This window comes from Paracoccus sp. NBH48 (assembly GCF_015390265.1).
In the GTDB taxonomy this organism is placed as follows: domain Bacteria; phylum Pseudomonadota; class Alphaproteobacteria; order Rhodobacterales; family Rhodobacteraceae; genus Paracoccus; species Paracoccus marcusii.
The window spans coordinates 378,671-400,113 of record NZ_VUOJ01000004.1 but is presented as its reverse complement, the minus strand read 5'-3'; the positions used below and the strand labels follow the sequence as shown (position 1 = coordinate 400,113).

Here is a 21,443-nt window from a genome sequence, read left to right as displayed (position 1 = left end):
GCCCTACAGCGACAGGCCGATCCCCGCCCCCGCCGCCAGCGCCAAGATCGCGACCAGCAGCAGCGTCCCGGAACTGCGCGGCTGGATCAGGGTCAGGCGCGCCTCCTCGGGGTGGGCGCGTTCCCACAGGGCCTGCTCGATCATCCGTGGCAGCAGCGGGCCGTACCGGCCCACGGTCTGCGCGATATGGGTCAGGTCGCTGATCGCGGCCTTGGGGCCGACGCTGGCCTTGATGTAATCGGACACCACCGGCTTGGCCGCGTCCCAGATGTTCAGCTGCGGGTCCAGCGACCGGGCCACGCCCTCGACCACGACCATGGTGCGCTGCAGCAGGATCAGCTCGGTCCGCGTGGGCATGCCGAAGCGTTCCGTCACCTCGAACAGATAGGACAGCAGGTTGCCCATGCTGATGCGGCTGGCATCGGCACCGAAGATCGGCTCGCCCACGGCACGCAGGGCGCGGGCAAAGGCGGCCTCGTCGCGGTCGCGGGGGACGTATCCGGCCTCGAAATGCACGCGGGCGACCAGGCGGTAATCGCGCTGGATGAACCCGTACAGGATCTGGGCATAGACCCGGCGGGTGTATTCGTCGATCTCTCCCATGATGCCGAAGTCATAGGCGATGATGTCGCCGTTCGCCGCCACCTTGAGGTTGCCGTGATGCATGTCGGCATGGAAGAACCCGTCGCGCAGCGCATGCGAGAGGAACAGCTGGATCACCCGGCGCGCCAGTTCGGTCGTGTCGTGACCGGCGGCGATCAGCGCGTCGCGGTCGCCCATCGGCAGCCCCTCGGCCCAGTCTGCGGTCAGCACGCGACGCGACGACAGCGCCCAATGCGGCATGGGGATCTGAAACCCCTCGTCCCGCGCCGTGTTTTCCGCGAATTCCGACGCGGCCGCGGCCTCCAGGCGCAGGTCCTGTTCGCCGGTGACCGTCTGTTCGAAATGGCGCACCACGTCGCGCGGCCGCAGGCGGCGGGTGCCGGGGGACAGAAGCTGGATCAGGTGGGCGCCGAAATGGAACGCGTCGATGTCGCGCTTGAACGCGGCCCCGATGCCGGGACGCACGACCTTGACGGCGACCTCGCGCCCCGTCTCGCGGACGCGGGCGCGGTGGACCTGCGCGATCGAGGCGGCGGCGACGGGTTCGGAAAATTCGCTGAACAGCTGGTCGACCGGGGCGCGCAGCTCGGCCTCGATGGCCTTCTTGGCCAGGTCGGTGGGAAAGGGCGGCAGGCGGTCCTGCAGCATGCGCAGCTGCCCGGCCATTTCGGGGCCCACGACATCGGCGCGCGTCGACAGGATCTGCCCGAACTTGATGTAGGCCGGCCCCAGCGCGGTGATCGCCCGGGTGATGGGCGGCAGGGTCGGATCGCCCTTGTAGCCCAGCCAGCGGAAGGGCCAGCCCATGACCCGCGCGGCCAGGCGCAGGCGGATCGGCGCATCGACCGCGTCCAGGACGGCGGCCATCGCACCGGTCCGTTCGAAGGTCGCACCTGTCCTGATCAGACGCAAGATGTTGTGGGGACCGCGCATATGCCTACAATTTCCAGCCGGAATGCAGGGCGGCGATGCCCATCGACAGGTTGCGCCACTGCACCCGGTCAAAGCCCGCGTCACGGATCAGGGCGGCAAAGCTGTCCTGGTCGGGAAACTTGCGGATCGACTCGACCAGGTATTGATAGCTGTCGCGATCGCCTGTCACCGCCTGCCCCATCGCCGGGATCACGTTGAAGCTGTAGCGGTCATAGGCCCATTGCATCGCCGGCACCGGGATCTGGCTGAACTCCAGCACCATCAGCCGGCCGCCGGGCTTCAGCACGCGGTACGCCTCGGCCAGCGCATCTGGAATGCGCGTCACGTTACGGATGCCGAAGCTGATCGTGTAGCGGTCAAAGCTGTTGTCGGCAAAGGGCAGCGCCATCGCGTCGCCCGTGACCCAGGCCAGCCGGTCCGCCTTGTCGACGGCATCGGCACGCTTGCGCCCCTCGACCAGCATGGATTCGGTCATGTCGCAGACGGTGACCCGCGCGCCCGGCGCCCGGTCCAGGAACCGGAACGCCACGTCGCCCGTGCCGCCCGCCACGTCCAGCAGGTGCTGTCCATCACGCGGCGCCAGCCAGTCCATCATCGCGGTCTTCCAGACGCGGTGGATGCCCACGCTCATCAGGTCGTTCATCACGTCGTATTTCGACGCGACCGAGGAGAAGACCTGATGGACCATGCCGGCCTTCTGATCCTCGTCCACGGTCTGAAAGCCGAAATGGGTCTGCCTGTTGTCCGTCATGCGCTTGCCGTTTGCCTGTTCCATTGCCAGATAGGTCCGGCGTGCCGCGCGCACAATGCGACGAAAGGAACCCGATTGCCAGAACTGCCGGAAGTCGAGACCGTTCGCCGCGGCCTGCTGCCCCATCTGGAAGGCGCGCGCATCGCCCGCGCCCAGATCAACCGCCCGGACCTGCGCTGGCCCCTGCCGGTGGACCTGATGCAGGTGCTGACGGGCGCCACCGTCACCGCGCTGCGGCGGCGGTCGAAATACCTACTGGCCGACCTGGAAGGGCGCGGCACGGTCCTGTGGCACCTGGGCATGTCCGGCCGCATGCTGGTCGAGGGTGCTGGCCTGGCGGGGTTCCACCGCGATCCGGGCATCCATGCGCGCCACGACCATGTCGTGCTGACCACGGATGCGGGCACGACCGTCACCTTCAACGACGCGCGACGGTTCGGCATGGTCGACCTGATCCGCGAGGGCGCGTCCCATCCCCTGCTGGACCATCTGGGCCCGGAACCCTTCGACCCGGTCTTCACGCCCGCCTATTTGCAGGCGGCCTTTGCCGGTCGGCGGGTGCCGGTGAAACAGGCGCTGCTGGATCAGCGCATCGTCGCGGGCCTAGGCAACATCTATGTCAGCGAATCGCTGTGGCGCGCAGGCATCGATCCGCGCCGGGCGGCGGGACGGATCGGGGCCGCACGCATTGCGGCGCTGGTAGGCCATGTCCGCGACGTGCTGACCGACGCGATCGCCGCGGGCGGGTCCAGCCTGCGCGATCACCGGCAGGCCAGCGGAGAGCTGGGCTATTTCCAGCACAGCTTCCGCGTCTATGACCGGGCGGGCCAGCCCTGCCTGCGGGACGGATGCGGCGGCACCATCGCGCGGATCGTGCAATCGGGGCGGTCGTCCTTCTACTGTCCCGCCTGCCAGAGGTGAACGATTGGACGACTGCGCGGGCCTCTGCTAGGACGGGGGCCACGCAATCTGCCAACGAGGTCCAAGCCTATGGCTTATGAAACCATCATCGTGGAGATCGAGGACGAGGTCGCCCTGATCCGGCTGAACCGCCCCGAGGCGCTGAACGCGCTGAACGCCACGCTTCTGGACGAGCTGTCGGCCGCACTGTCGGATGCCGACCGCAACGACAAGGTCCGCTGCATCGTCCTGACCGGCAGCGAAAAGGCCTTTGCCGCCGGTGCCGACATCAAGGAGATGTCGACCAAGACTTTCGTCGAGGTCTACGAATCCGACCTGTTCGGCGCCCAGATCGAGGCGATCACCCGGGTCCGCAAGCCGATCATCGCCGCCGTAAGCGGATACGCCCTGGGCGGCGGATGCGAACTGGCGATGGTCTGCGATTTCATCATCTGCGCCGAGAACGCCAAGTTCGGCCAGCCCGAGATCAACCTGGGCGTCGTCGCGGGCATCGGGGGCACGCAGCGCCTGACGCGGTTCGTGGGCAAGTCCAAGGCGATGGACATGAACCTGACCGGCCGCTTCATGGATGCCGCAGAGGCCGAGCGGTCCGGTCTGGTTAGCCGCGTCGTGCCCACCCCCAAGCTGATTCCCGAGGCGATGGCCGCCGCGCGCAAGATCGCCGAGAAGTCCCAGATCGCCACCAAGACCGTCAAGGAGGCCGTGAACCGCGCCTATGAGACGACGCTGCGCGAGGGTCTGTTGTTCGAGCGCCGGTCCTTCCATGCGCTGTTCGCGACCGAGGACCAGAAGGAGGGCATGGCCGCCTTCCTGGAAAAGCGCGAGGCGCAGTTCCGCGACAGATAAGGGTTTTCTTTTCGGCAAGGCTGGCCTATACGCCCCGACTTACATGCGTGTGGGCCCGCTTTGGCAAGAATCATGTCCGTCCCGAACCGGGACGGCGCCATGGGGCTTTTGCACGTTCGAAATTTAGACATGCAACCGACCCGATAGGAAGACACCCATGGCCAACACGCCCCAGTCCAAGAAACGCGCCCGCCAGATCGAACGTCGCACCGACGTCAACAAGGCCCGTCGTTCGCGCATCCGCACCTATATCCGCAAGGTCGAAGAGGCCATCGCCTCGGGCAATGCCGATGCGGCCGCGCTGGCGCTGAAGACCGCGCAGCCCGAACTGATGCGCGGCGTGACCAAGGGCGTCGTGCACAAGAACACCGCGTCGCGCAAGATCTCGCGCCTGGCGGCCCGCGTGAAGGCGCTGTCGGCCAACTGATCCACAGGCTCCACAGGGGCCTGAGACACGCGTTCCACGCCCTTCGGGGCACCGGAATACAGCATCGGGTGCAGGCGAAAGCCCTGCGCCCGATTTGCGTTTCTGCACCTGCGACATTTTGAAAAATCGAACGAATTCAAGCAATTCAGAAAATTGTTAATCGAGTCAAAGGCATCGCAGATTCGCTTGGACCAAGTTGCTGTCAAGCGCAGAGTTCGGTTGCAGCTATCCACAAGCTGGGGCTAGTTTCCTCCTTGCGATTCACGTCGCTTGGGGACGGGCCGAGCCTTGTGGACAGATCTTCGGATCCGTCCGGGACGACGGCCGGGCCGCGAAGAACACCTCTTCCGCCTTCGGGTTCACGACATCCGGCTGCCACCGGGTGTCCGGGGACCTGTGTCCAGGACCGAAAACGGGCTGATGCCCCTTGATCGACCGCGTTCGCGGTCGCGGGGGCAGCGTTTTTGCGTGCCACCCGGATGACGTGAATTCTGTCCCGTCGGATCAACCGGCGGGGATTGGGGACAGACGGGAAACGGGACGATGATGGACAAGATCTGGGGTCAGGCATGCGCCGAGCTGGAACAGAGCGTGGGGCCGAACAACTACAACCACTGGATCAAGCCGCTGCGCCTGATGGCGATCGACGACGGGGCCGCGCGATTCGTCAGCCCGACGCGCTTCATCTCTGACTGGGTCGGGCGTCACTTTGCCAAGGACATCATGGCGGTGCTGACCCGCCATGGCGCCCCGGTCGAGCGTCTGCGCTTTGACGTGGGCAGCGCCGCGGCGCGCCCCTCGGCCCAAGCCACGGCCCCCGCGGGCCAGCTGGCCGAGGCGCCGACCACCCGCGCCGCCCGCACCGATCTGGGCGCGCCGCTGGACAGCCGCTTCACCTTCGGGAACTTCATCGTCGGCAAGCCGAACGAGCTGGCCCATGCCGCCGCCCGCCGCGTCGCCGAGGGGGGGCCCGTCGGTTTCAACCCGCTGTTCCTCTATGGCGGCGTGGGCCTGGGCAAGACGCACCTGATGCACGCGATCGCGCATGACTATCAGGCGCGCCACCCGTCGGCGCAGGTCCTGTACCTGTCGGCCGAACAGTTCATGTACCGCTTCGTGCAGGCGCTGCGCGAAAGCTCGATCATGGACTTCAAGAGCATGTTCCGGAACGTGAACATGCTGATGGTCGACGACGTGCAGTTCATCGCCGGCAAGGACAGCACCCAAGAGGAATTCTTCCACACGTTCAACGCGCTGGTCGACCAGGGCAAGCAGATCGTGATCTCGGCCGACCGCGCGCCCGCCGAGATCAAGGGCCTTGAGGAACGCATCAAGTCGCGCCTGTCATGTGGCCTGATCGTGGACCTGCACCCGACGACGTATGAGCTGCGCCTGGGCATCCTGCAGTCCAAGACTCAGGCCTTCCGCGCCCAGCAGCCCGACCTGGAGATCGGCGCGGGCGTGCTGGAGTTCCTGGCGCATCGCATCACCACCAACGTCCGCGTCCTGGAAGGCGCGCTGCAGCGCCTGTTCGCGCATGCAAGCCTGCTGCGCCGCGAGATCACGCTGGAGGTGGCGCAGGAATGCCTGGCCGACATCCTGCGAACCAACGACCGCAAGATCAACATCGACGACATCCAGCGCAAGGTGGCCGAGCATTACAACATCCGCCTGGCCGACATGATGGGTCCGAAACGCGCCCGCAACGTCGCCCGGCCCCGCCAGATCGCGATGTACCTGTCCAAGCAGCTGACCAGCCGCTCCCTCCCCGAGATCGGCCGCCGCTTCGGCGGGCGCGACCACACCACGATCATGCACGGCGTGCGCAAGATCGAGGAGCTGCTGGTCGAGGACAGCGCCATGGTCGAGGACATCGCCGTGCTGAAGCGGATGCTGGAAGCCTGATCACGAAAATCTTGTGACTGCCCGCGCGGGCGGCTACACATCAGGTCCGGCAGGGGCCGCAGAGCCATGGGACAGGGGAAACTGATGAAATTCTCGATCGAGCGCGCCGTTCTGGTCAAGGCCGTGTCGCAGGCCCAGTCGGTCGTGGAACGCCGCAACACCATCCCGATCCTGGCCAACGTGCTGATCGAGGCCACCCCCGAAGGCGTCAGCTTCCGCGCCACCGACCTGGACACCGAGGTCGTGGACCGCGCCGTGGCCCAGGTCGAACGCCCCGGCGCCACCACCGTCAGCGCCGTGATGCTGAACGAGATCGCGCGCAAGCTGCCCGACGGCGCCCTGGTCCAGCTGGCCAGCGACGACGCCTCGGGGCGGCTGTCGGTCCAGGCCGGGCGCTCGTCCTTCAGCCTGGCGACCCTGCCGCGGGCCGATTTCCCGGTCATGGCCACCAGCGAATACAGCGCGAACTTCAAGGCGCCTGCATCGGTGCTGCGCCGGCTGTTCGACAAGTCGAAATTCGCGATCTCGACCGAGGAGACGCGGTACTATCTGAACGGCGTCTACATGCACGTGGCCCAGTCCGAGGACGGCCCCGTCCTGCGCTGCGTGGCGACCGACGGGCACCGCCTGGCCCGGATCGACGCGCCCCTGCCCGCGAACGCGGATGCGATGCCCGGCGTGATCGTGCCCCGCAAGACCGTCGGAGAGCTGCGCAAGCTTCTGGACGACGACGAGGCCGAGATCGCCGTGTCGGTCAGCGAGACCAAGGTCCGCTTTGCCACGCCCACGATCACGCTGACCTCCAAGGTCATCGATGGGACCTTCCCTGATTACAGCCGCGTGATCCCGCAGGGCAACGCCCGCAAGCTGGAGGTGGACGCCGCCGACTTTGCCCGCGCCGTCGACCGCGTGGCGACCGTCAGCAGCGAACGTTCACGCGCGGTCAAGCTGTCGCTGGACGCGGACCGGCTGGTCCTGTCGGTCAACGCCCCCGATGCCGGCGCCGCCGAGGAGGAGCTGATCGTGGCCTATGCCGACGAACCGCTGGAGATCGGCTTCAACGCCAAGTACCTGCAGGAGATCGCGGGCCAGGTCGATCGCGACAACGCGGTGTTCCTGTTCAACGGCTCGGGCGACGCCGCCCTGATCCGCGAGGGCAGCGATCTCAGCGCGGTCTATGTCGTCATGCCGATGCGCGTGTGACACTGACGGCGCTGCGGCTGTCCCAGTTCCGGTCCTGGCCGCGGCTGGACCTGTCGCTGGACGCCCGCCCCCTGGCGATCCACGGGCCGAACGGGTCCGGCAAGACGAACATCCTGGAAGCACTGTCCATGCTGGCGCCGGGCCGCGGACTGCGCGCGGTGGCCGCCCCCGATCAGGCGCGGATGGGCCCCGATGCGGGCTGGCGCCTCCGCGCCACGCTTGGCGATCACGCGGTCGAGACCGCGGCGCCCCCCGGCCAGCCCCGTCATGTCATCCTGGACGACAAGCCCGTGACCCAGACCGCGCTGGCCCGGCTGGTTCGGGTCATCTGGCTGGTGCCCGCAATGGACCGGTTGTGGTCGGACGCACCCGAAGGGCGGCGGCGGTTCCTGGACCGGGTGACCCTGTCCCTGATGCCCGACCACGCGGACCTGGCGCTGGCCTATGACAAGGCCATGCGTGAACGCAACCGCCTGCTGCGCGATCAGATCGGCGATCCCGGCTGGTACCGCGCATTGGAGACGCAGATGGCCGAGGCCGGCGCGGGCCTGACCCGCAACCGCCGGGCGGCCCTGTCCGCCATCATGGCCGCGCAGGACGGCGGCACGGATTTTCCGGCCGCCCGCCTGACCCTGCTGGCCCAGGACGGCTTTGCCGACGATGCCGACCCCGCCAGCATCGCCGCGCGCCTGGCCGCGACGCGCCACCGCGACATGGCCGCCGGGCGGACGCTGACCGGCGCGCATCGGGCCGATCTGGGCGCCAGTTGGGGGCCGCAGGACATGCCCGCTGCCCAATCCTCGACCGGAGAGCAGAAGGCATTGCTGCTGTCGCTGATCCTGGCCAATGCGCGGGCGCTTTCGGACCAGCCGGTCCTGCTGCTGCTGGACGAGGTCGCGGCGCATCTGGACGCCGACCGGCGCGCGGCGCTTTACGACCGCATCACCGACCTGCCCGCCCAGACCCTGCTGACCGGCACGGGGCCGGAACTGTTCGACGCGTTCGGCCCGCGCGCGCGCAGCCTGGGCGTGACCAAGACCGACGGCGCCTCAGCGGCATGCGAGGCCGCATGACGCTGAGCGTGCAGGCGATCTGGCTGTATGCGGGCGCGCTGGCGGCGATCTGGCTGACGCCCGGCCCGGTCTGGGTAGCGATCATGGCGCGGGGCCTGTCGTCCGGTTGGGCGGGGGTCTGGCCGCTGGCACTTGGGGTGGCGATCGGGGACATGATCTGGCCTCTGATCGCCATCTTCGGCCTGACGCTGCTGGTGGGCGATCAGGCGGCCCTGCTGTCTATCCTGCGCTGGATCGCGGTCGCGGTCTTTCTGGGCATGGGCATCGGGCTGCTGCGCCATGCCGGACAGGCCGTGGACAGCGACAGCCGGCTGACCCGGCGTGGTGGATGGGCGGGCTTCAGCGCGGGGCCTGCTGGCCATCGCGGGCAACCCCAAGGCGGCGCTGTTCTATGTCGGCGTGCTGCCCGGTTTTTTCGACGTGGCGCGGCTGACCGGGCGCGATGTTGCGGTGATCGTGGGGATGTCGGGGGCCATTCCGTTCCTGCTGAACCTGGGCATGGGCGCCACGCTGGCCGCGCTGCGCGCCCGTCTGGCGACCCCCGCGGGGCTGCGGCGGATGAACCTGGCATCGGGCTGGCTGCTGATTTTCGTGGGGCTGGTGCTGGGTGCGGGCCAGATCTGGGCAGGCCGGGCATAAAACCCGCCGACGGGGCCGAAAAACCCAGCCAAAGCCGTGACTTTGCCCCTGCGAAGGCCTATATCAAGACATGACGAACAGAAAGCCCGACGCATGACCGACACCGCCGCCCAACCCGCTTTGTACGACGCCGATTCCATCAAGGTTCTCAAGGGTTTGGACGCCGTGCGAAAGCGTCCCGGCATGTATATCGGCGATACCGACGACGGGTCCGGCCTGCACCACATGGTCTATGAGGTCGTGGACAACGGCATCGACGAGGTCCTGGCCGGCCATGCCGACTTCGTGCAGGTCAAGATCCATGCCGACAGCAGCGTCAGCGTGCGCGACAACGGGCGCGGCATCCCGGTCGACATGCATGCCGGAGAAGGCGTCAGCGCGGCCGAGGTCATCATGACCCAGCTGCATGCGGGCGGAAAGTTCGACCAGAACAGCTACAAGGTGTCGGGCGGCCTGCACGGCGTGGGCGTGTCGGTCGTGAACGCCCTGTCCGACTGGCTGGAGCTGCGCATCTGGCGCAACGACAAGGAGCATTTCGTCCGGTTCGAGCGCGGCGACACCGTCAAGTCGCTGGTCGTGGTGGGCGATGCGCCGGGTGAGAGCGGGACCGAGGTGCGCTTCATGGCCTCGGCCAAGACCGTGCATCCGGACGGGACCTTCAGCAACCTGGACTATAGCTTCAAGACGCTGGAGAACCGCCTGCGCGAGCTGGCCTTCCTGAACAGCGGCGTGCGCATCATCCTGGAGGACGAGCGTCATGCCGAGGTCCAGAAGACCGAGCTGTTCTACGAGGGCGGCGTCAAGGAATTCGTGAAATACCTGGACCGGTCCAAGACCGCCGTCATGCCCGAGCCGATCTTCATCACCGGGGAGAAGGGCGGCATCGGCGTCGAGGTCGCGATGTGGTGGAACGACAGCTATCACGAGACCGTCCTGCCCTTCACCAACAACATCCCGCAGCGGGACGGCGGGCACGCACATGGCCGGTTTCCGCGGCGCCCTGACCCGCGTGATCGGCAAATACGCGCAGGACAGCGGCATCGCAAAGAAGGAAAAGGTCGACTTCACCGGCGATGACGCGCGCGAGGGGCTGACCTGCGTGCTGTCCGTCAAGGTGCCCGATCCCAAATTCTCCAGCCAGACCAAGGACAAGCTTGTCTCCAGCGAGGTCCGTCCTGCGGTCGAGGGGCTGGTCGGCGAGAAGCTGGCCGAGTGGTTCGAGGAGAACCCGACCGAGGCCCGTCAGATCGTGGGCAAGATCATCGAGGCCGCCTTGGCCCGCGAGGCGGCGCGCAAGGCGCGCGAGCTGACGCGGCGCAAGACGGCGATGGATGTCGCCTCCCTGCCCGGCAAGCTGGCCGATTGCCAGGAGAAGGACCCGGCGCTGTCCGAGCTGTTCATCGTCGAGGGCGACTCGGCCGGCGGGTCCGCCAAACAGGGCCGCTCGCGCCAGAACCAGGCCGTGCTGCCGCTGCGCGGCAAGATCCTGAACGTGGAGCGCGCGCGCTTCGACCGGATGCTGTCCAGCGACCAGATCGGCACGCTGATCACCGCGCTCGGCACCGGGATCGGGCGCGACGAGTTCAGCCTGAAGAAGCTGCGCTACCACAAGATCGTCATCATGACGGATGCCGACGTCGACGGCGCGCATATCCGCACGCTGCTCTTGACCTTCTTCTTCCGGCAGATGCCGGAGCTGATCGAGGGCGGGCATCTCTATATCGCGCAGCCGCCGCTCTACAAGGTCGGGCGCGGCCGGTCCGAGGTCTATCTGAAGAACGAGGCCGCGCTGGAGGATTACCTGATCCAGCAGGGCGTCGAAGGGGCATCGCTGCGCCTGGCCTCGGGCGAGGAGATCACCGGCAACGACCTGGCCCGCGTGGTCGAGGAGGCGCGGATGGCACGCCGCGTCCTGCGCGCCTATCCGACCCACTACCCGCCCCACATCACCGAACAGGCCGCGATCGCCGGGGCACTGGTTCCCGGCCGCATCGACCAGGACGCCCAGGGCGTGGCCACCGACATCGCCGCCCGCCTGGACCAGATCGCCGAGGAGTACGAGCGCGGCTGGCAGGGACGCCCGACTCAGGATGCCGGCATCCGCCTGTCGCGCACCCTGCGCGGGGTCGAGGAGAACCGCACCCTGGACGGCCAGATGCTGCGCAGCGGCGAGAGCCGCAGGCTGGGCGAGATGACCCAGGCCCTGCAGGATATCTATGGCAAGCCTGCGCGCCTGATCCGCAAGGATCGCGACCAGCCGATCCACGGCCCCCTGGGCCTGCTGCAGGCGGTGTTCCTGGAGGGCGAGAAGGGCCTGTCCCTGCAGCGCTACAAGGGACTGGGAGAGATGAACCCCGAGCAGCTGTGGGAAACCACGCTGGACCCCGTCGCGCGCACCATGCTGCAGGTCCGCATCGAGGACGTGGCCGAGGCCGAGGACCTGTTCACCAAGCTGATGGGCGACGTCGTCGAACCGCGCCGCGAGTTCATCCAGCAGAACGCCCTGAACGTCGAGAACCTGGATACCTGAACGGCCCATGTTGCCCAAAGGTCACTGTCCATGCCCGTCACCGCGTGCAGGGACAGGGGCCAATGCGCGTTTTAATTGATCTTGGGCCGATTCTCTGCGCTGGATTGACCGGACATCATTTGCAGATCGGGCGCAGCCGGTGGGCGTGCCCCAGCTTTTCAGGAGTATCCCCCATGCGCCTCTTTGCTCTCTCCTCCGTCTCGGCCCTGATCCTGGGGGCAGGCGCTGCCCTTGCCGGGGGCGTGGTGTCGCCCGTCGTCGACGTGGCACCGGTGACGGTGACACCCGTGGCGCCGATCGCCTCGGCCTGGGGTGGCGCCTATGTGGGCGGGTCGCTCGGCTATATCTTCGACACCGAGGATCAGGTGGGTTTCTCCGAGGTCATCGACGGCGAGGATGTGGGCCTGATCGGCGGGCTGGGTGATGTCGGCATCTCCGGCGCAACCGCAGGCCTGCAGCTGGGCTATCGCTGGCAGCGCGGCAACTGGGTCTTCGGTCCTGAACTGGGCGTCGAGTTCGGCTCGGTCGACGAAAGCATCGACATCGGCGATCCGCTGCTGGGCCGCGTCGAGAGCGAGATGAAGAACATCGCCACCCTGGTCATCAAGACCGGCTATGCGGTCAATCCGCAGACGCTGGTCTATGGCACCCTGGGCGTCGCCCGCGGTGATTTCGACTATACGCTGAGCACGGGCGACTTCTCGCAGACGCGCGGCTTCACCGCGACGGGTGCCGCGGGCGGCTTGGGCGTGGAGCGCATGATCAACCCGCGCACGTCGATCTTCGCAGAATACCAGTACCGCGATTTCGGCAACGAGCGGGTGGAGTTCTCGGACGGGGTCGACACCCTCTCGACCCGCGCCAGCATGACCATGAGCAGCGTCAAAATCGGCGCGAACTTCCGATTCTGATCCGACCACTCAGGATGACGGGGCCGGCCGCAATGCGTGCCGGCCCTTTTTCATGCGCGGCGACGCATGCCCACCGGCACCGGCAGGGCGCGCGCGCCGCAGGCGATTGCCAGCCCCCTGCGGCACCAGCGCGGCCAGCGCCCGGTCCGTGACCTCCAGCCCCCCAGTATAGGCACCGAACGCGGGCAGGATCAGATGGTCGCGGCCGACCAGGAAACACCGCCGACGCTGGCCCGCCAGCCGGATGCAGGGGTGGTAATGGCCCGACACGTCGGGCCCCTGACCCGCCTCGTGGCGCAGGATCAGGCCGTCATGCAGCTCCGCCGCGGTATCGCCGGGCAGGCGGGGACAGATCGCCCCGGGGTCGTGGTTGCCGCTGACCCAGATCCAGCGCCGGCCCTGGGCCATCGTGCGCAGCCGGTCGCAGACATCGTCGGGCAGCGCGCGCCCCGCCGCGTCGTCGTCGAACCCATCCCCCAGGCTGACGACCACCGCAGGATCGGTCGCTGCGATCTCCGCCTGAAGACGGTCCAGCGTCTCCAGCGTCTCATAGGGGGGCAGCAGGGCACCCCCACGCCGCGCCATGCGTTCGGATTTGCCCAGATGCAGGTCGGCCACGATCAGCCATCGCCGTTCCGGCCAGAACAGCGCGCCGGTAGCCCGCGCCTGCAACGCCTGACCGTCGAAATCAAAAGGGTGAAACGTCACGAAAGCCCTGCCTCTGCCATCAATGCCGCAGCCTCCGCCTCTGCCATGCGCTCGCGTCCCTGTCCCGCGATGGGCACGCGGCCCAGTTCCAGCATCAGCGGCGCGGCCAGGGGGGACACGCGCTCCAGCGTGCGGTGGTCCAGGCGGTCGGTGCGGTCCAGCATTTCCTCGATCCGGCCGAAATCCACAAGCCCCCGGCTGGCCTCGGCCGTGGTGATGCGAAGCATCAGGTGGTCCGGGTCATACTTGCGCAGCGTGTCATAGAGGATGTCGCTGGAAAACGTCGCCTGCCGCCCCGACTTGCGCGCGCCCGGCAGGTTGCGCTGGATCAGCCCCGCGATGGTCGCCACGTTGCGAAAGCTGCGCTTCATCACCGCATTGCTGGCCAGCCAGTCGCCCAGACCCTCTCGCAGACCGTCGCGGTCCAGCAAAGGCGCGGGGTCGGTCACCGGGTCCAGCGACCAGATCAGCAGCGCGTAATCGGTAGCCAGGAACCCCAGGGGGCCCAGCCCCGCCTCCTCCATCAGCCGCGTCATCAGCAGGCCCAGGGTCTGCAGCGCATTGCGGCCCGCAAAGCCATAGACCGCCAGATGCCAGCGTCCCTGGTGGGGGAACGCCTCGGTCAGCAGGGTGCCGGGGCGCGGCAGCGTGCTCACCCGCGCCTGCAGCGCCAGCCAGTCGCGGGTGTCAGCGGGCAGGCCGGCATGGGCTGCCGGATCGCCGATCAGCGCCAGAACCCGATGGGATAGTTGCGTCGATGTGGCCAGCTTCATGCCCGAGAATGTGGCGATGCGGGGCTCCTTGGAGGGCTGTTTCGTGACCTCGACCACCATCTCGCGCAGCGCGTCGTATCGCACCGTTTGTCCGCCGATCAGGAAGGTGTCGCCCGGCGCCAGGGTCGCGGCAAAGCCCTCCTCGACCTCGCCCAAGGGTGCGCCGCCGCGTCCGCGAAAGCGGACCTTCAGCATCTCGGCCTCGACGATGGTGCCGATGTTCATGCGCAGGTTTCGCGCCGCGCGCGGGTCGCGCAGGCGCCACCGCCCGTCGCGTTCCATCAGCCGCTGCCAGCGGTCATAGGCCCGCAGCGCATAGCCGCCGGTGGCTGCGAACGCGACGCAGTCATCGAAATCGGCGCGGGTGAGGTCACGATAGGGCCCGGCAGTGCGGACCTCCGCGAACAGGGCGTCGGCATCAAAAGGCCCCGCGCAGGCGGTCAGCAGGATATGCTGGCACAGCACGTCCAACGGCCCCGGCCCCCGATCATCGCCGTCCAGATCGCGTTCGCGCACGGCCTGCAGGGCGGCCACGCATTCGATCACCTCGAACCGGTTGGCGGGCACGATCCGCGCCCGTGACGGCGCATTATAGCGGTGGTTCGCCCGCCCGATCCGCTGGACCAGCCGCTTGACGTTCCGGGGCGCGCCGACCTGGATCACCAAGTCCACCGCGCCCCAATCGATGCCCAGATCCAGGCTGCCGGTCGCCACCACGGCGCGCAATTCGCCTGCCGCCATCGCGGCCTCGGTCCGGGCGCGGGCCTCGCGCGACAAGCTGCCGTGATGCAGGCCGATGGGCAGGTTCGCGTCATTCGCGGCCCACAGCGCCTGAAAGAACAGCTCGGCCTGGGCGCGGGTGTTGATGAAGATGATCGTGGTCGTGGCCTGCGCCACGGCGGCCAGCACGTCGGGCACGGCGTAATGCCCGCCCGCGCCCGCCCAGGGCGGGGCCTTGGCGGTGGGCAGCATGGCGATGTCGGGGTCGGGGCCGGGGTCGGCGTGGATCACGGTTGCGCCGCCCATGAAGCGGGCCAGCCGCGACGGGTCCTCGACCGTGGCGGAGAGGCCCGTGACCTGCAGGTCGGGCGCCAGCGCGCGCAGCCGCGACAGGGCCAGCATCAGCTGATCGCCGCGCTTGTTCTCGGCCAAGGCATGCAGTTCGTCCAGCACCACCCGGCGCAGGCCCCCAAAGATCGCGGGCGCCTGTTCATAGGACAGCATCAAAGCCAGCGATTCCGGCGTGGTCAGCAGGATGTCGGGCGGGTCCATGCGCTGGCGCGCGCGCTGGCTGGCGCGGGTGTCGCCGGTGCGGTCCTCGATGCGGATGTCCAGGCCCAGATCGGCGACCGGGCGCGACAGGTTGCGCGCGATATCCGCCGTCAGCGCCTTCAAGGGCGAGACGTACAGCGTGTGCATCCCCTTATGCGGCGCGGTCAGTTCGACCAGCGACGGCAGGAACCCCGCCAGCGTCTTGCCGCCCCCGGTCGGCGCGATCAGCAGGCTGTCCTCCTTGGCCTCCAGCAGGGCCATCTGATGCGGATGCGGCTGCCAGCCCTGCCGGGCGAACCAGTCCTGGAACGCGGGGGGCAGCGTCACGGGATCATGTCCTTCAGCGTCTGCAGCCGGTCGGCCTCGGCGGCGGGCTTGTCCCATCGGATGCGGCTGATGCGGGGAAAGCGCATCGCGACCCCGGATTTGTGGCGCGGAGAGGCGTTCAGCCCCTCGAACGCGACCTCCAGCACCAGCTTGGGTGCGACGGAGCGCACGGGGCCGAAGCGTTCGGTGGTGTTGTTCCGAACGAACCGGTCCAACTCGCGCAGTTCTTCGTCGGTGAAGCCGAAATAGGCCTTGCCCACAGGCACCAGCGCCGTCCCGTCCCATAGGCCGAAGGTGAAATCGCTGTAGAAGCCCGACCGCTTGCCATGCCCGCGCTGCGCATAGAGCATCACCGCATCCACCACCATCGGGTCGCGTTTCCACTTGAACCAGGGCCCGCGCGGGCGGCCGCCGACGTAAGGACTGTCGCGGCGCTTGATCATCACGCCTTCGATCACGATCGAAGGCGGGTCGGCGCGCAGGGCGGCCAAGTCGTCCCAGGTCCGGAAGGGCAGCAATGGCGACAGGTCGATCCGGTCGCTGCCGAAATCGGCGCCCTCCAGCACCGCGCGCCGCTCCTGATGCGGCAGGTCGCGCAGGTCGCGCCCCTGCCAGATCATCGCGTCATAGACCCTGAGGCCCGCCGGATGGCTGTCCAGCATCGCGCGCCCCACGACCTTGCGGCCCAAGCGTTTCTGCAGATCGCCGAAGGGCGCCACGTCGGCGCCGCGCCGCACCAGCAGCTCGCCATCCAGCGCACCGTCGAAGTTCAGCGCCTCCAGCAGGTCGGGAAAGGCCGCGCCCACATCCTCTCCGGTCCGGGAATAGAGGCGCCGGGTGCCGCCGTCGTTGATCGCCTGAACGCGAATGCCGTCCCATTTCCATTCCGCGATGTAATCGGCGGGATCGAAGGCGCGCAGCTGATCCAGATCGACCGGCGTGGACAGCATCACGGGCCGGAAGGGCGCGCGGGCCGCGTGTTCCGGGCGCGCACCCCCCGCGATCCAGTCGAACAGCGGCTGATAGGGGGGCGTCAGGCCGTGCCAGATCTCCTCGATGTCCTTGACCTCGGGGGGGCCCATCTCGGCCAAGGCCATGCGCGCCATGCGGGCGGACAGGCCCACGCGCATGTTTCCCGTGGCCAGCTTCAGGAAGGCCAGTCGTTGAGACGGACCAAGCCGGTCCAGCATCGCGGTGATCGCCGCAGGCAGCCCCGCGCGGCCCGTATCGCGCAGGAGCGCCACTGCGTCCCGCAGGGGCACGTCCTGATCCTGGTCGGTGTCCCACAGCAGCGCGATGGTCTCGGCCAGATCGCCCACGAAATCATAGGACATGGCGAACAGCTGTTCGTCCACTCGGCCCGCCATCAGCCCGCGCAAGAGGCCCGGCGTCACCGCCCTGAGCTTCAGATCACCGGTCAGCGCGGCCAGCGCATAGCCGCGGTCGGGGTCGGGCGTAGCCTCCAGGTAATGGCGCAGCAGGCGCAGCTTGGCGTTGCGCGCAGCGGTGAAGGCCAACCGTTCCAGCAGATGGGCAAAAGCCTTCATTCCGGCTCATCCTCGTATCCGATCAGGCGCAGGGGGCGGGACGCGAGGCCCTGCAGCGCGCACCAGCGCATCAGCCCGTCCTCGGTCCCGTGGGTGATCCAGACCTCCTGGGGGGCCAGCTCAAGAATGGTCTGTGTGACCTGCGGCCAGTCGACATGGTCGCTGATGACCAGGGGCAGCTCCACCCCCCGCTGCCGCGCCCGCGCCCGCACCGTCATCCAGCCCGAGGCAAAGCCGATCACCGGGTCGCGGAAGCGCTGGACCCAGGCACTGGCAAAGGCCGAGGGCGGCGCGATGACCAGCTGGGCATCGACCTGTTTCGCGGTGGCCGGAACCAGCGGACCCAGGTCGATCCCTTGTTCCACGTGAAAATCGCACAGCCGCTGCAGCGCGCCGTGGATGGCGATGGGACCGTCGATCCCGGCCTGTCGGGCCAGCGCGATGACCCGCTGCGCCTTGCCCAGGGCATAGGCGCCGATCAGGTGCTGGCGTTCGGGAAACTCTGCCATGCTGGCGATCAGCTTGGTCATCTCGGTCAGCGGGTCGGGGTGGCGGAAGACCGGCAGGCCGAAGGTCGCCTCGGTCACGAAGATGTCGCAGGGCACCGGCTCATAGGGGGCGCAGACCGGGTTCGGGGCGCGGCAGTAGTCGCCGGACACGACGATCTTGGGGCCGCGGTCGGGCATCACCGCGATCTGGGCCGAGCCCAGGATATGGCCCGCGGGGTGAAAGCTGACCCGCACATCGCCGATGCGGGCCACCCCTTCCGCGGCCTGGCGGGTGCCGGTGAAATCCTCGCCATAACGGATCGCCATGATGTCCAGCGTCTGCTGTGTGGCCATGACGGCCCCATGACCCGCACGAGCGTGGTCGCCATGCCCGTGCGTGATCAGCGCGCGGGGCACCGGGCGGACCGGGTCGATGTAGAAATCGCCGGGCGGGCAATAGAGCCCGGCCTCGGTCGGGTGCAGGATCTGGTCGGGACGCATGGCACCATCATTGCAGGGGTTGGCGCGGGTTCAACGCCGCCGATGGCCGCAGGGGTCCGTCAGCTGGGCGGCGGACGCTTGACCGGGGGCGCCTTGGACAGCTGCACCGCCAGGATGCCGGCCATGATGACCGCGACGCCGATCACGTCGCCCGCGCCCAGATCCTCGCCCAGGAACAGGGCGGCGGTGGCCACGCCGAAGAAGGGTGTCAGAAAATGGAATGTCGCCGCGCGCACCGCGCCGATGCGCCCGACCAGCATGAACCAAACCCAGGTCGCCACCAGCCCCGGCACGATCACCGTATAAAGGAACGCCACGACCAGGCGCGGGGTATAGGTGACGTCCCAGATCTCGAACCAGGGCGCGATCAGGCCCAAGGTCACGGCGCCGACCAGCATCTGCAGGCCCACGATCATCATCACGTTGCCGCCCGAGCTGGCTCCCCGCACCGTCAGGGTCGCCACCGCCAGCGCCAGCGCCGCGACGAAGCACATGACGATGCCGGTCAGGTCGCTGCCGCCCTGCAGGCGCGCGCCCATGATGATCGCCACGCCCACCACGCCCAGAATCAGGCCGCCCACGCCCATCGGGCGCAGGCGCTCGCCCATCAGGCTCCAGCCCAGGGCGGCCACCATCAGGGGCATGGTCGCGGCGATGATCGAGGCCAAGCCCGCCTCGATCCATTGCATCGCGGTCCAGTTGAGGCCAAGGTACAGCGCGTTCTGGCACAGCCCCAGGATCAGCACGGCGCGCCACTGCGCCCGCGTCAGGGTGCGCCAGGTCTGCCCCATGGCCAGCGCGATCATCACGCCCACCACGCCCGACAGCGCAAAGCGCAGGGCCAGCGCCATCAGCGGCGGCGCCTCGGTCACGATCATCCGGGTCGAGGTGAAGGCCGAGGCCCACATCACCGCGAAGGCCAGACCCATCAGCAACGCGCGAAGATCCATGGACCAGGCCTTTCTTGCAGGTGATGCAAAACGGCTAGCAGAGCACCGCCGTGGGGTGAAGACATAAAGAAAAGGGGCCGTGCCCGATGGCACGACCCCGATCCGTCATCGCAGCATCTGCGGATCAGCTGTTGACGCTGTCCTTCAGAGCCTTGGCGATGGTGACCTTGACCTGCTTGTCGGCCGGCTTGGTCATCATTTCCTGGGTCTGCGGGTTGCGGACCTGACGCTCGGGACGGGCGCGGCAGGCGATCTTGCCGATGCCCGGCAGGGTCACCGCGCCGCCGCTTGCGACTTCGCGGGTCACGATCGCCACGATCGCGTCCAGAGCGGCCGAAGCGGATTTCTTGTCCGAGCCCATTTCTTCGGCGATCGTCGCCACCAGTTGGGTCTTGGTCATCGGTTTTGCAGCAGCCGTAGCCATGGTCCGTCTCCTCTTGCCCTGTTGCACCGGGCCCACAAATTGCGCCTTTTGCGGCATATCGCCTGCTACACACGGTTTTGACGGGCAGATCAAGCCTTTTTCGCCCCGCGCGCGAAAACCCGCGTTTGCTGGTGTTTTGCCGCCGCGCTACAGGAACGCCGTCTCGCTGAAGGACCGCAGCTTGCGCGAATGGATGCGTTCCAACGGCATGTCGCGCAGCTTCTCCATCGCGCGGATGCCGATCAGCAGATGGTTGGCGACCTGCGTGCGATAGAAGTCCGTCGCCATGCCCGGCAGCTTCAGCTCTCCATGCAGCGGCTTGTCGCTGACGCAGAGCAACGTGCCGTATGGGACGCGGAACCGAAACCCGTTCGCGGCGATCGTGGCGCTTTCCATGTCCAGCGCGACCGCGCGCGACAGCGACAGGCGGTGGACCGGGCCGGACTGGTCGCGCAGCTCCCAGTTGCGGTTGTCGATGGTGGCGACGGTGCCCGTGCGCATGATGCGCTTCAACTCGTACCCGTCCAGTTGGGTGACCTCGGCCACGGCCTCCTGCAGGGCGACCTGGACCTCGGCCAGGGCCGGGATCGGCACCCAGACGGGCAGGTCGTCGTCCAGCACGTGATCCTCGCGCAGATAGGCGTGGGCCAGGACGAAATCGCCCAGGGACTGGCTGTTCCTGAGGCCCGCGCAATGGCCTACCATCAGCCAGACATGCGGGCGCAGCACCGCGATGTGGTCGGTCGCGGTCTTGGCGTTGGACGGGCCGACGCCGATATTGACCAGCGTGATCCCCTGCCCGTTCGCGCGTTTCAGGTGATAGGTCGGCATCTGCGGCAGCTTGGACAGCGGCACGATCGTGTCATGGCCGTCGGTGATCTGCTGGTTTCCGGGGGCGACGAAGGCGGTATAGCCGCTGTCCGGGTCCGACAGGACGCGCCGGGCAAAGGCCTCGAACTCGTCGACATAGAACTGATAATTGGTGAACAGGACGAAGTTCTGGAAATGCTCGGGCGCGGTCGCCGTGTAATGGGCCAGGCGCGCCAGCGAATAATCCACACGCTGCGCGGTGAACGCCGCCAAGTGCTGGCTGCCGTCGGGCATGGCGCCGGCCACGCCGTTCACGATGTCGTCGTTCATGGTGTTGAGGTCCGGCACGTCAAAGACGTCGCGCAGGCTGAAATCCAGAACGCCCTCCTGCGGGACGGCCAGATCGCTCTGGGCGGCGACCGCGAAATGGACAGGCATGGGCGTGTCCGACAGGCCGATGGTCACGGGTACCCCGTGATTCTTGATCAGCAGGCCCAGCTGCTCGGTCAGGTAATGCTGGAACAGGTCGGGGCGCGTCACCGTGGCCGCATAGACGCCGGGCGCGACCACATGGCCGAAGGACAGGCGGCTGTCGATCTTGCCATGCGTCGGGACGATCAGCCGCACCTCGGGGTAGAAGGCGCGATAGCGCGCGACGGGGGACGTGCCTTCCAGGATGGCGGTGAAATGGCCCAGCAGAAAGCCGGTCGCCTGGTCGTACAGCGCACGCAGATGGGCCACGGCCGCGGCCGCATCGGTAAAGTCGCGGGGCGCCGCGGCGTCGGGGGTCTGGACCGGCAGAAAGCGGGCGTCTGTCGTCATCGGATCTGTCCTTCTTGCTGCGCCGACCCTGCCAGCGCGGCAGGCGGCAGGCAAGCGTCTGGCGCAGCCACGCGCGCGC

Annotated in this window: 17 protein-coding genes and 2 pseudogenes; 10 read left to right on the top strand and 9 right to left on the bottom strand. The window is 67.9% G+C overall.

Annotation, left to right across the window (positions count from 1 at the left end; translation table 11 throughout):
* Positions 1–3: 3 nt before the first annotated feature.
* Together ubiB and ubiE are read right to left on the bottom strand one after the other, a co-directional pair.
* Positions 4–1,536, bottom strand: coding sequence for a 2-polyprenylphenol 6-hydroxylase (gene ubiB, locus F1642_RS08805; protein WP_194886023.1), 1,533 nt, complete (start codon positions 1,534–1,536; stop codon positions 4–6).
* A gap of 4 nt (positions 1,537–1,540) precedes the next feature.
* Entirely contained in the window at positions 1,541–2,287 is a 747-nt protein-coding gene (ubiE, locus tag F1642_RS08800) for a bifunctional demethylmenaquinone methyltransferase/2-methoxy-6-polyprenyl-1,4-benzoquinol methylase UbiE (protein WP_046000852.1), read from the bottom strand.
* A 75-nt stretch (positions 2,288–2,362) separates the two neighbouring features.
* Between ubiE and mutM the strand changes: the two genes are divergently transcribed.
* The 10 genes and pseudogenes from mutM to F1642_RS08755 all read left to right on the top strand — a co-directional run bounded on the left by mutM (position 2,363) and on the right by F1642_RS08755 (position 12,742).
* Positions 2,363–3,208 carry a bifunctional DNA-formamidopyrimidine glycosylase/DNA-(apurinic or apyrimidinic site) lyase gene (gene mutM, locus F1642_RS08795; RefSeq protein ID WP_046000575.1) on the top strand — a complete coding sequence of 282 codons (846 nt, stop codon included), beginning with the start codon at positions 2,363–2,365 and terminating at the stop codon, positions 3,206–3,208.
* Positions 3,209–3,277: 69 nt separating this feature from the next.
* On the top strand, positions 3,278–4,054 hold the full coding sequence (locus F1642_RS08790; protein ID WP_046000574.1) for an enoyl-CoA hydratase: 777 nt from the start codon (positions 3,278–3,280) through the stop codon (positions 4,052–4,054).
* A gap of 157 nt (positions 4,055–4,211) precedes the next feature.
* Positions 4,212–4,481: a 30S ribosomal protein S20 gene (gene rpsT / locus F1642_RS08785; protein ID WP_045982305.1), complete on the top strand. Its 270-nt coding sequence runs from the start codon at positions 4,212–4,214 to the stop codon at positions 4,479–4,481.
* Between the two features lie 543 nt (positions 4,482–5,024).
* Positions 5,025–6,386: a chromosomal replication initiator protein DnaA gene (gene dnaA, locus F1642_RS08780; RefSeq protein ID WP_194886022.1), complete on the top strand. Its 1,362-nt coding sequence runs from the start codon at positions 5,025–5,027 to the stop codon at positions 6,384–6,386.
* Between the two features lie 84 nt (positions 6,387–6,470).
* On the top strand, positions 6,471–7,589 hold the full coding sequence (gene dnaN / locus F1642_RS08775; RefSeq protein WP_046000572.1) for a DNA polymerase III subunit beta: 1,119 nt from the start codon (positions 6,471–6,473) through the stop codon (positions 7,587–7,589).
* Positions 7,586–8,662 (top strand): DNA replication/repair protein RecF, encoded by a 1,077-nt coding sequence (recF, locus tag F1642_RS08770; protein ID WP_194886021.1) that lies wholly within the window; start codon positions 7,586–7,588, stop codon positions 8,660–8,662. The genes dnaN and recF overlap by 4 nt, the downstream gene beginning before the upstream one ends.
* Positions 8,647–8,913, top strand: a pseudogene (locus F1642_RS16510) (LysE family transporter); the annotation flags it as partial. The gene recF and the pseudogene F1642_RS16510, both read left to right, overlap by 16 nt.
* 73 nt (positions 8,914–8,986) lie before the next feature.
* Entirely contained in the window at positions 8,987–9,301 is a 315-nt protein-coding gene (locus F1642_RS16505) for a LysE family transporter (RefSeq protein WP_370582839.1), read from the top strand.
* Positions 9,302–9,394: 93 nt separating this feature from the next.
* A pseudogene (gyrB, locus tag F1642_RS16125) lies at positions 9,395–11,831 on the top strand (DNA topoisomerase (ATP-hydrolyzing) subunit B).
* Between the two features lie 173 nt (positions 11,832–12,004).
* Positions 12,005–12,742, top strand: a complete 738-nt coding sequence (locus F1642_RS08755; protein WP_194886020.1) for an outer membrane protein — start codon at positions 12,005–12,007, stop codon at positions 12,740–12,742.
* Between the two features lie 9 nt (positions 12,743–12,751).
* Here F1642_RS08755 and pdeM read toward each other — a convergent pair whose 3' ends face one another.
* The 7 genes from pdeM to F1642_RS08720 all read right to left on the bottom strand — a co-directional run bounded on the left by pdeM (position 12,752) and on the right by F1642_RS08720 (position 21,364).
* Positions 12,752–13,450, bottom strand: a complete 699-nt coding sequence (gene pdeM, locus F1642_RS08750; RefSeq protein WP_194886019.1) for a ligase-associated DNA damage response endonuclease PdeM — start codon at positions 13,448–13,450, stop codon at positions 12,752–12,754.
* Positions 13,447–15,822 carry a ligase-associated DNA damage response DEXH box helicase gene (locus F1642_RS08745; RefSeq protein WP_370582838.1) on the bottom strand — a complete coding sequence of 792 codons (2,376 nt, stop codon included), beginning with the start codon at positions 15,820–15,822 and terminating at the stop codon, positions 13,447–13,449. The genes pdeM and F1642_RS08745 overlap by 4 nt, the downstream gene beginning before the upstream one ends.
* Complete coding sequence (locus F1642_RS08740; RefSeq protein ID WP_194886017.1) at positions 15,819–17,369, bottom strand: cisplatin damage response ATP-dependent DNA ligase; 1,551 nt, start codon at positions 17,367–17,369, stop codon at positions 15,819–15,821. The genes F1642_RS08745 and F1642_RS08740 overlap by 4 nt, the downstream gene beginning before the upstream one ends.
* Positions 17,366–18,358, bottom strand: coding sequence for a ligase-associated DNA damage response exonuclease (locus tag F1642_RS08735; RefSeq protein WP_194886016.1), 993 nt, complete (start codon positions 18,356–18,358; stop codon positions 17,366–17,368). Before F1642_RS08735 ends, F1642_RS08740 begins: the two co-directional genes overlap by 4 nt.
* Positions 18,359–18,417: 59 nt before the next feature.
* Positions 18,418–19,308: a DMT family transporter gene (locus tag F1642_RS08730; RefSeq protein WP_194886015.1), complete on the bottom strand. Its 891-nt coding sequence runs from the start codon at positions 19,306–19,308 to the stop codon at positions 18,418–18,420.
* Between the two features lie 124 nt (positions 19,309–19,432).
* Complete coding sequence (locus tag F1642_RS08725) at positions 19,433–19,732, bottom strand: HU family DNA-binding protein (protein WP_194886253.1); 300 nt, start codon at positions 19,730–19,732, stop codon at positions 19,433–19,435.
* 147 nt (positions 19,733–19,879) lie between these two features.
* On the bottom strand, positions 19,880–21,364 hold the full coding sequence (locus F1642_RS08720) for an AMP nucleosidase (RefSeq protein ID WP_045982293.1): 1,485 nt from the start codon (positions 21,362–21,364) through the stop codon (positions 19,880–19,882).
* Between the last annotated feature and the right edge of the window lie 79 nt (positions 21,365–21,443).

Bases quoted from the DNA above. Each gene is read 5' to 3' on its own strand.
- ubiB (WP_194886023.1), bottom strand. From the start codon at position 1,536: ATGCGCGGTCCCCACAACATCTTGCGTCTGATCAGGACAGGTGCGACC.
- ubiE (WP_046000852.1), bottom strand. From the start codon at position 2,287: ATGACGGACAACAGGCAGACCCATTTCGGCTTTCAGACCGTGGACGAG.
- F1642_RS08790 (WP_046000574.1), top strand. From the start codon at position 3,278: ATGGCTTATGAAACCATCATCGTGGAGATCGAGGACGAGGTCGCCCTG.
- rpsT (WP_045982305.1), top strand. From the start codon at position 4,212: ATGGCCAACACGCCCCAGTCCAAGAAACGCGCCCGCCAGATCGAACGT.
- dnaA (WP_194886022.1), top strand. From the start codon at position 5,025: ATGATGGACAAGATCTGGGGTCAGGCATGCGCCGAGCTGGAACAGAGC.
- dnaN (WP_046000572.1), top strand. From the start codon at position 6,471: ATGAAATTCTCGATCGAGCGCGCCGTTCTGGTCAAGGCCGTGTCGCAG.
- F1642_RS08755 (WP_194886020.1), top strand. From the start codon at position 12,005: ATGCGCCTCTTTGCTCTCTCCTCCGTCTCGGCCCTGATCCTGGGGGCA.
- F1642_RS08740 (WP_194886017.1), bottom strand. From the start codon at position 17,369: ATGAAGGCTTTTGCCCATCTGCTGGAACGGTTGGCCTTCACCGCTGCG.
- F1642_RS08735 (WP_194886016.1), bottom strand. From the start codon at position 18,358: ATGCGTCCCGACCAGATCCTGCACCCGACCGAGGCCGGGCTCTATTGC.
- F1642_RS08730 (WP_194886015.1), bottom strand. From the start codon at position 19,308: ATGGATCTTCGCGCGTTGCTGATGGGTCTGGCCTTCGCGGTGATGTGG.
- F1642_RS08725 (WP_194886253.1), bottom strand. From the start codon at position 19,732: ATGGCTACGGCTGCTGCAAAACCGATGACCAAGACCCAACTGGTGGCG.
- F1642_RS08720 (WP_045982293.1), bottom strand. From the start codon at position 21,364: ATGACGACAGACGCCCGCTTTCTGCCGGTCCAGACCCCCGACGCCGCG.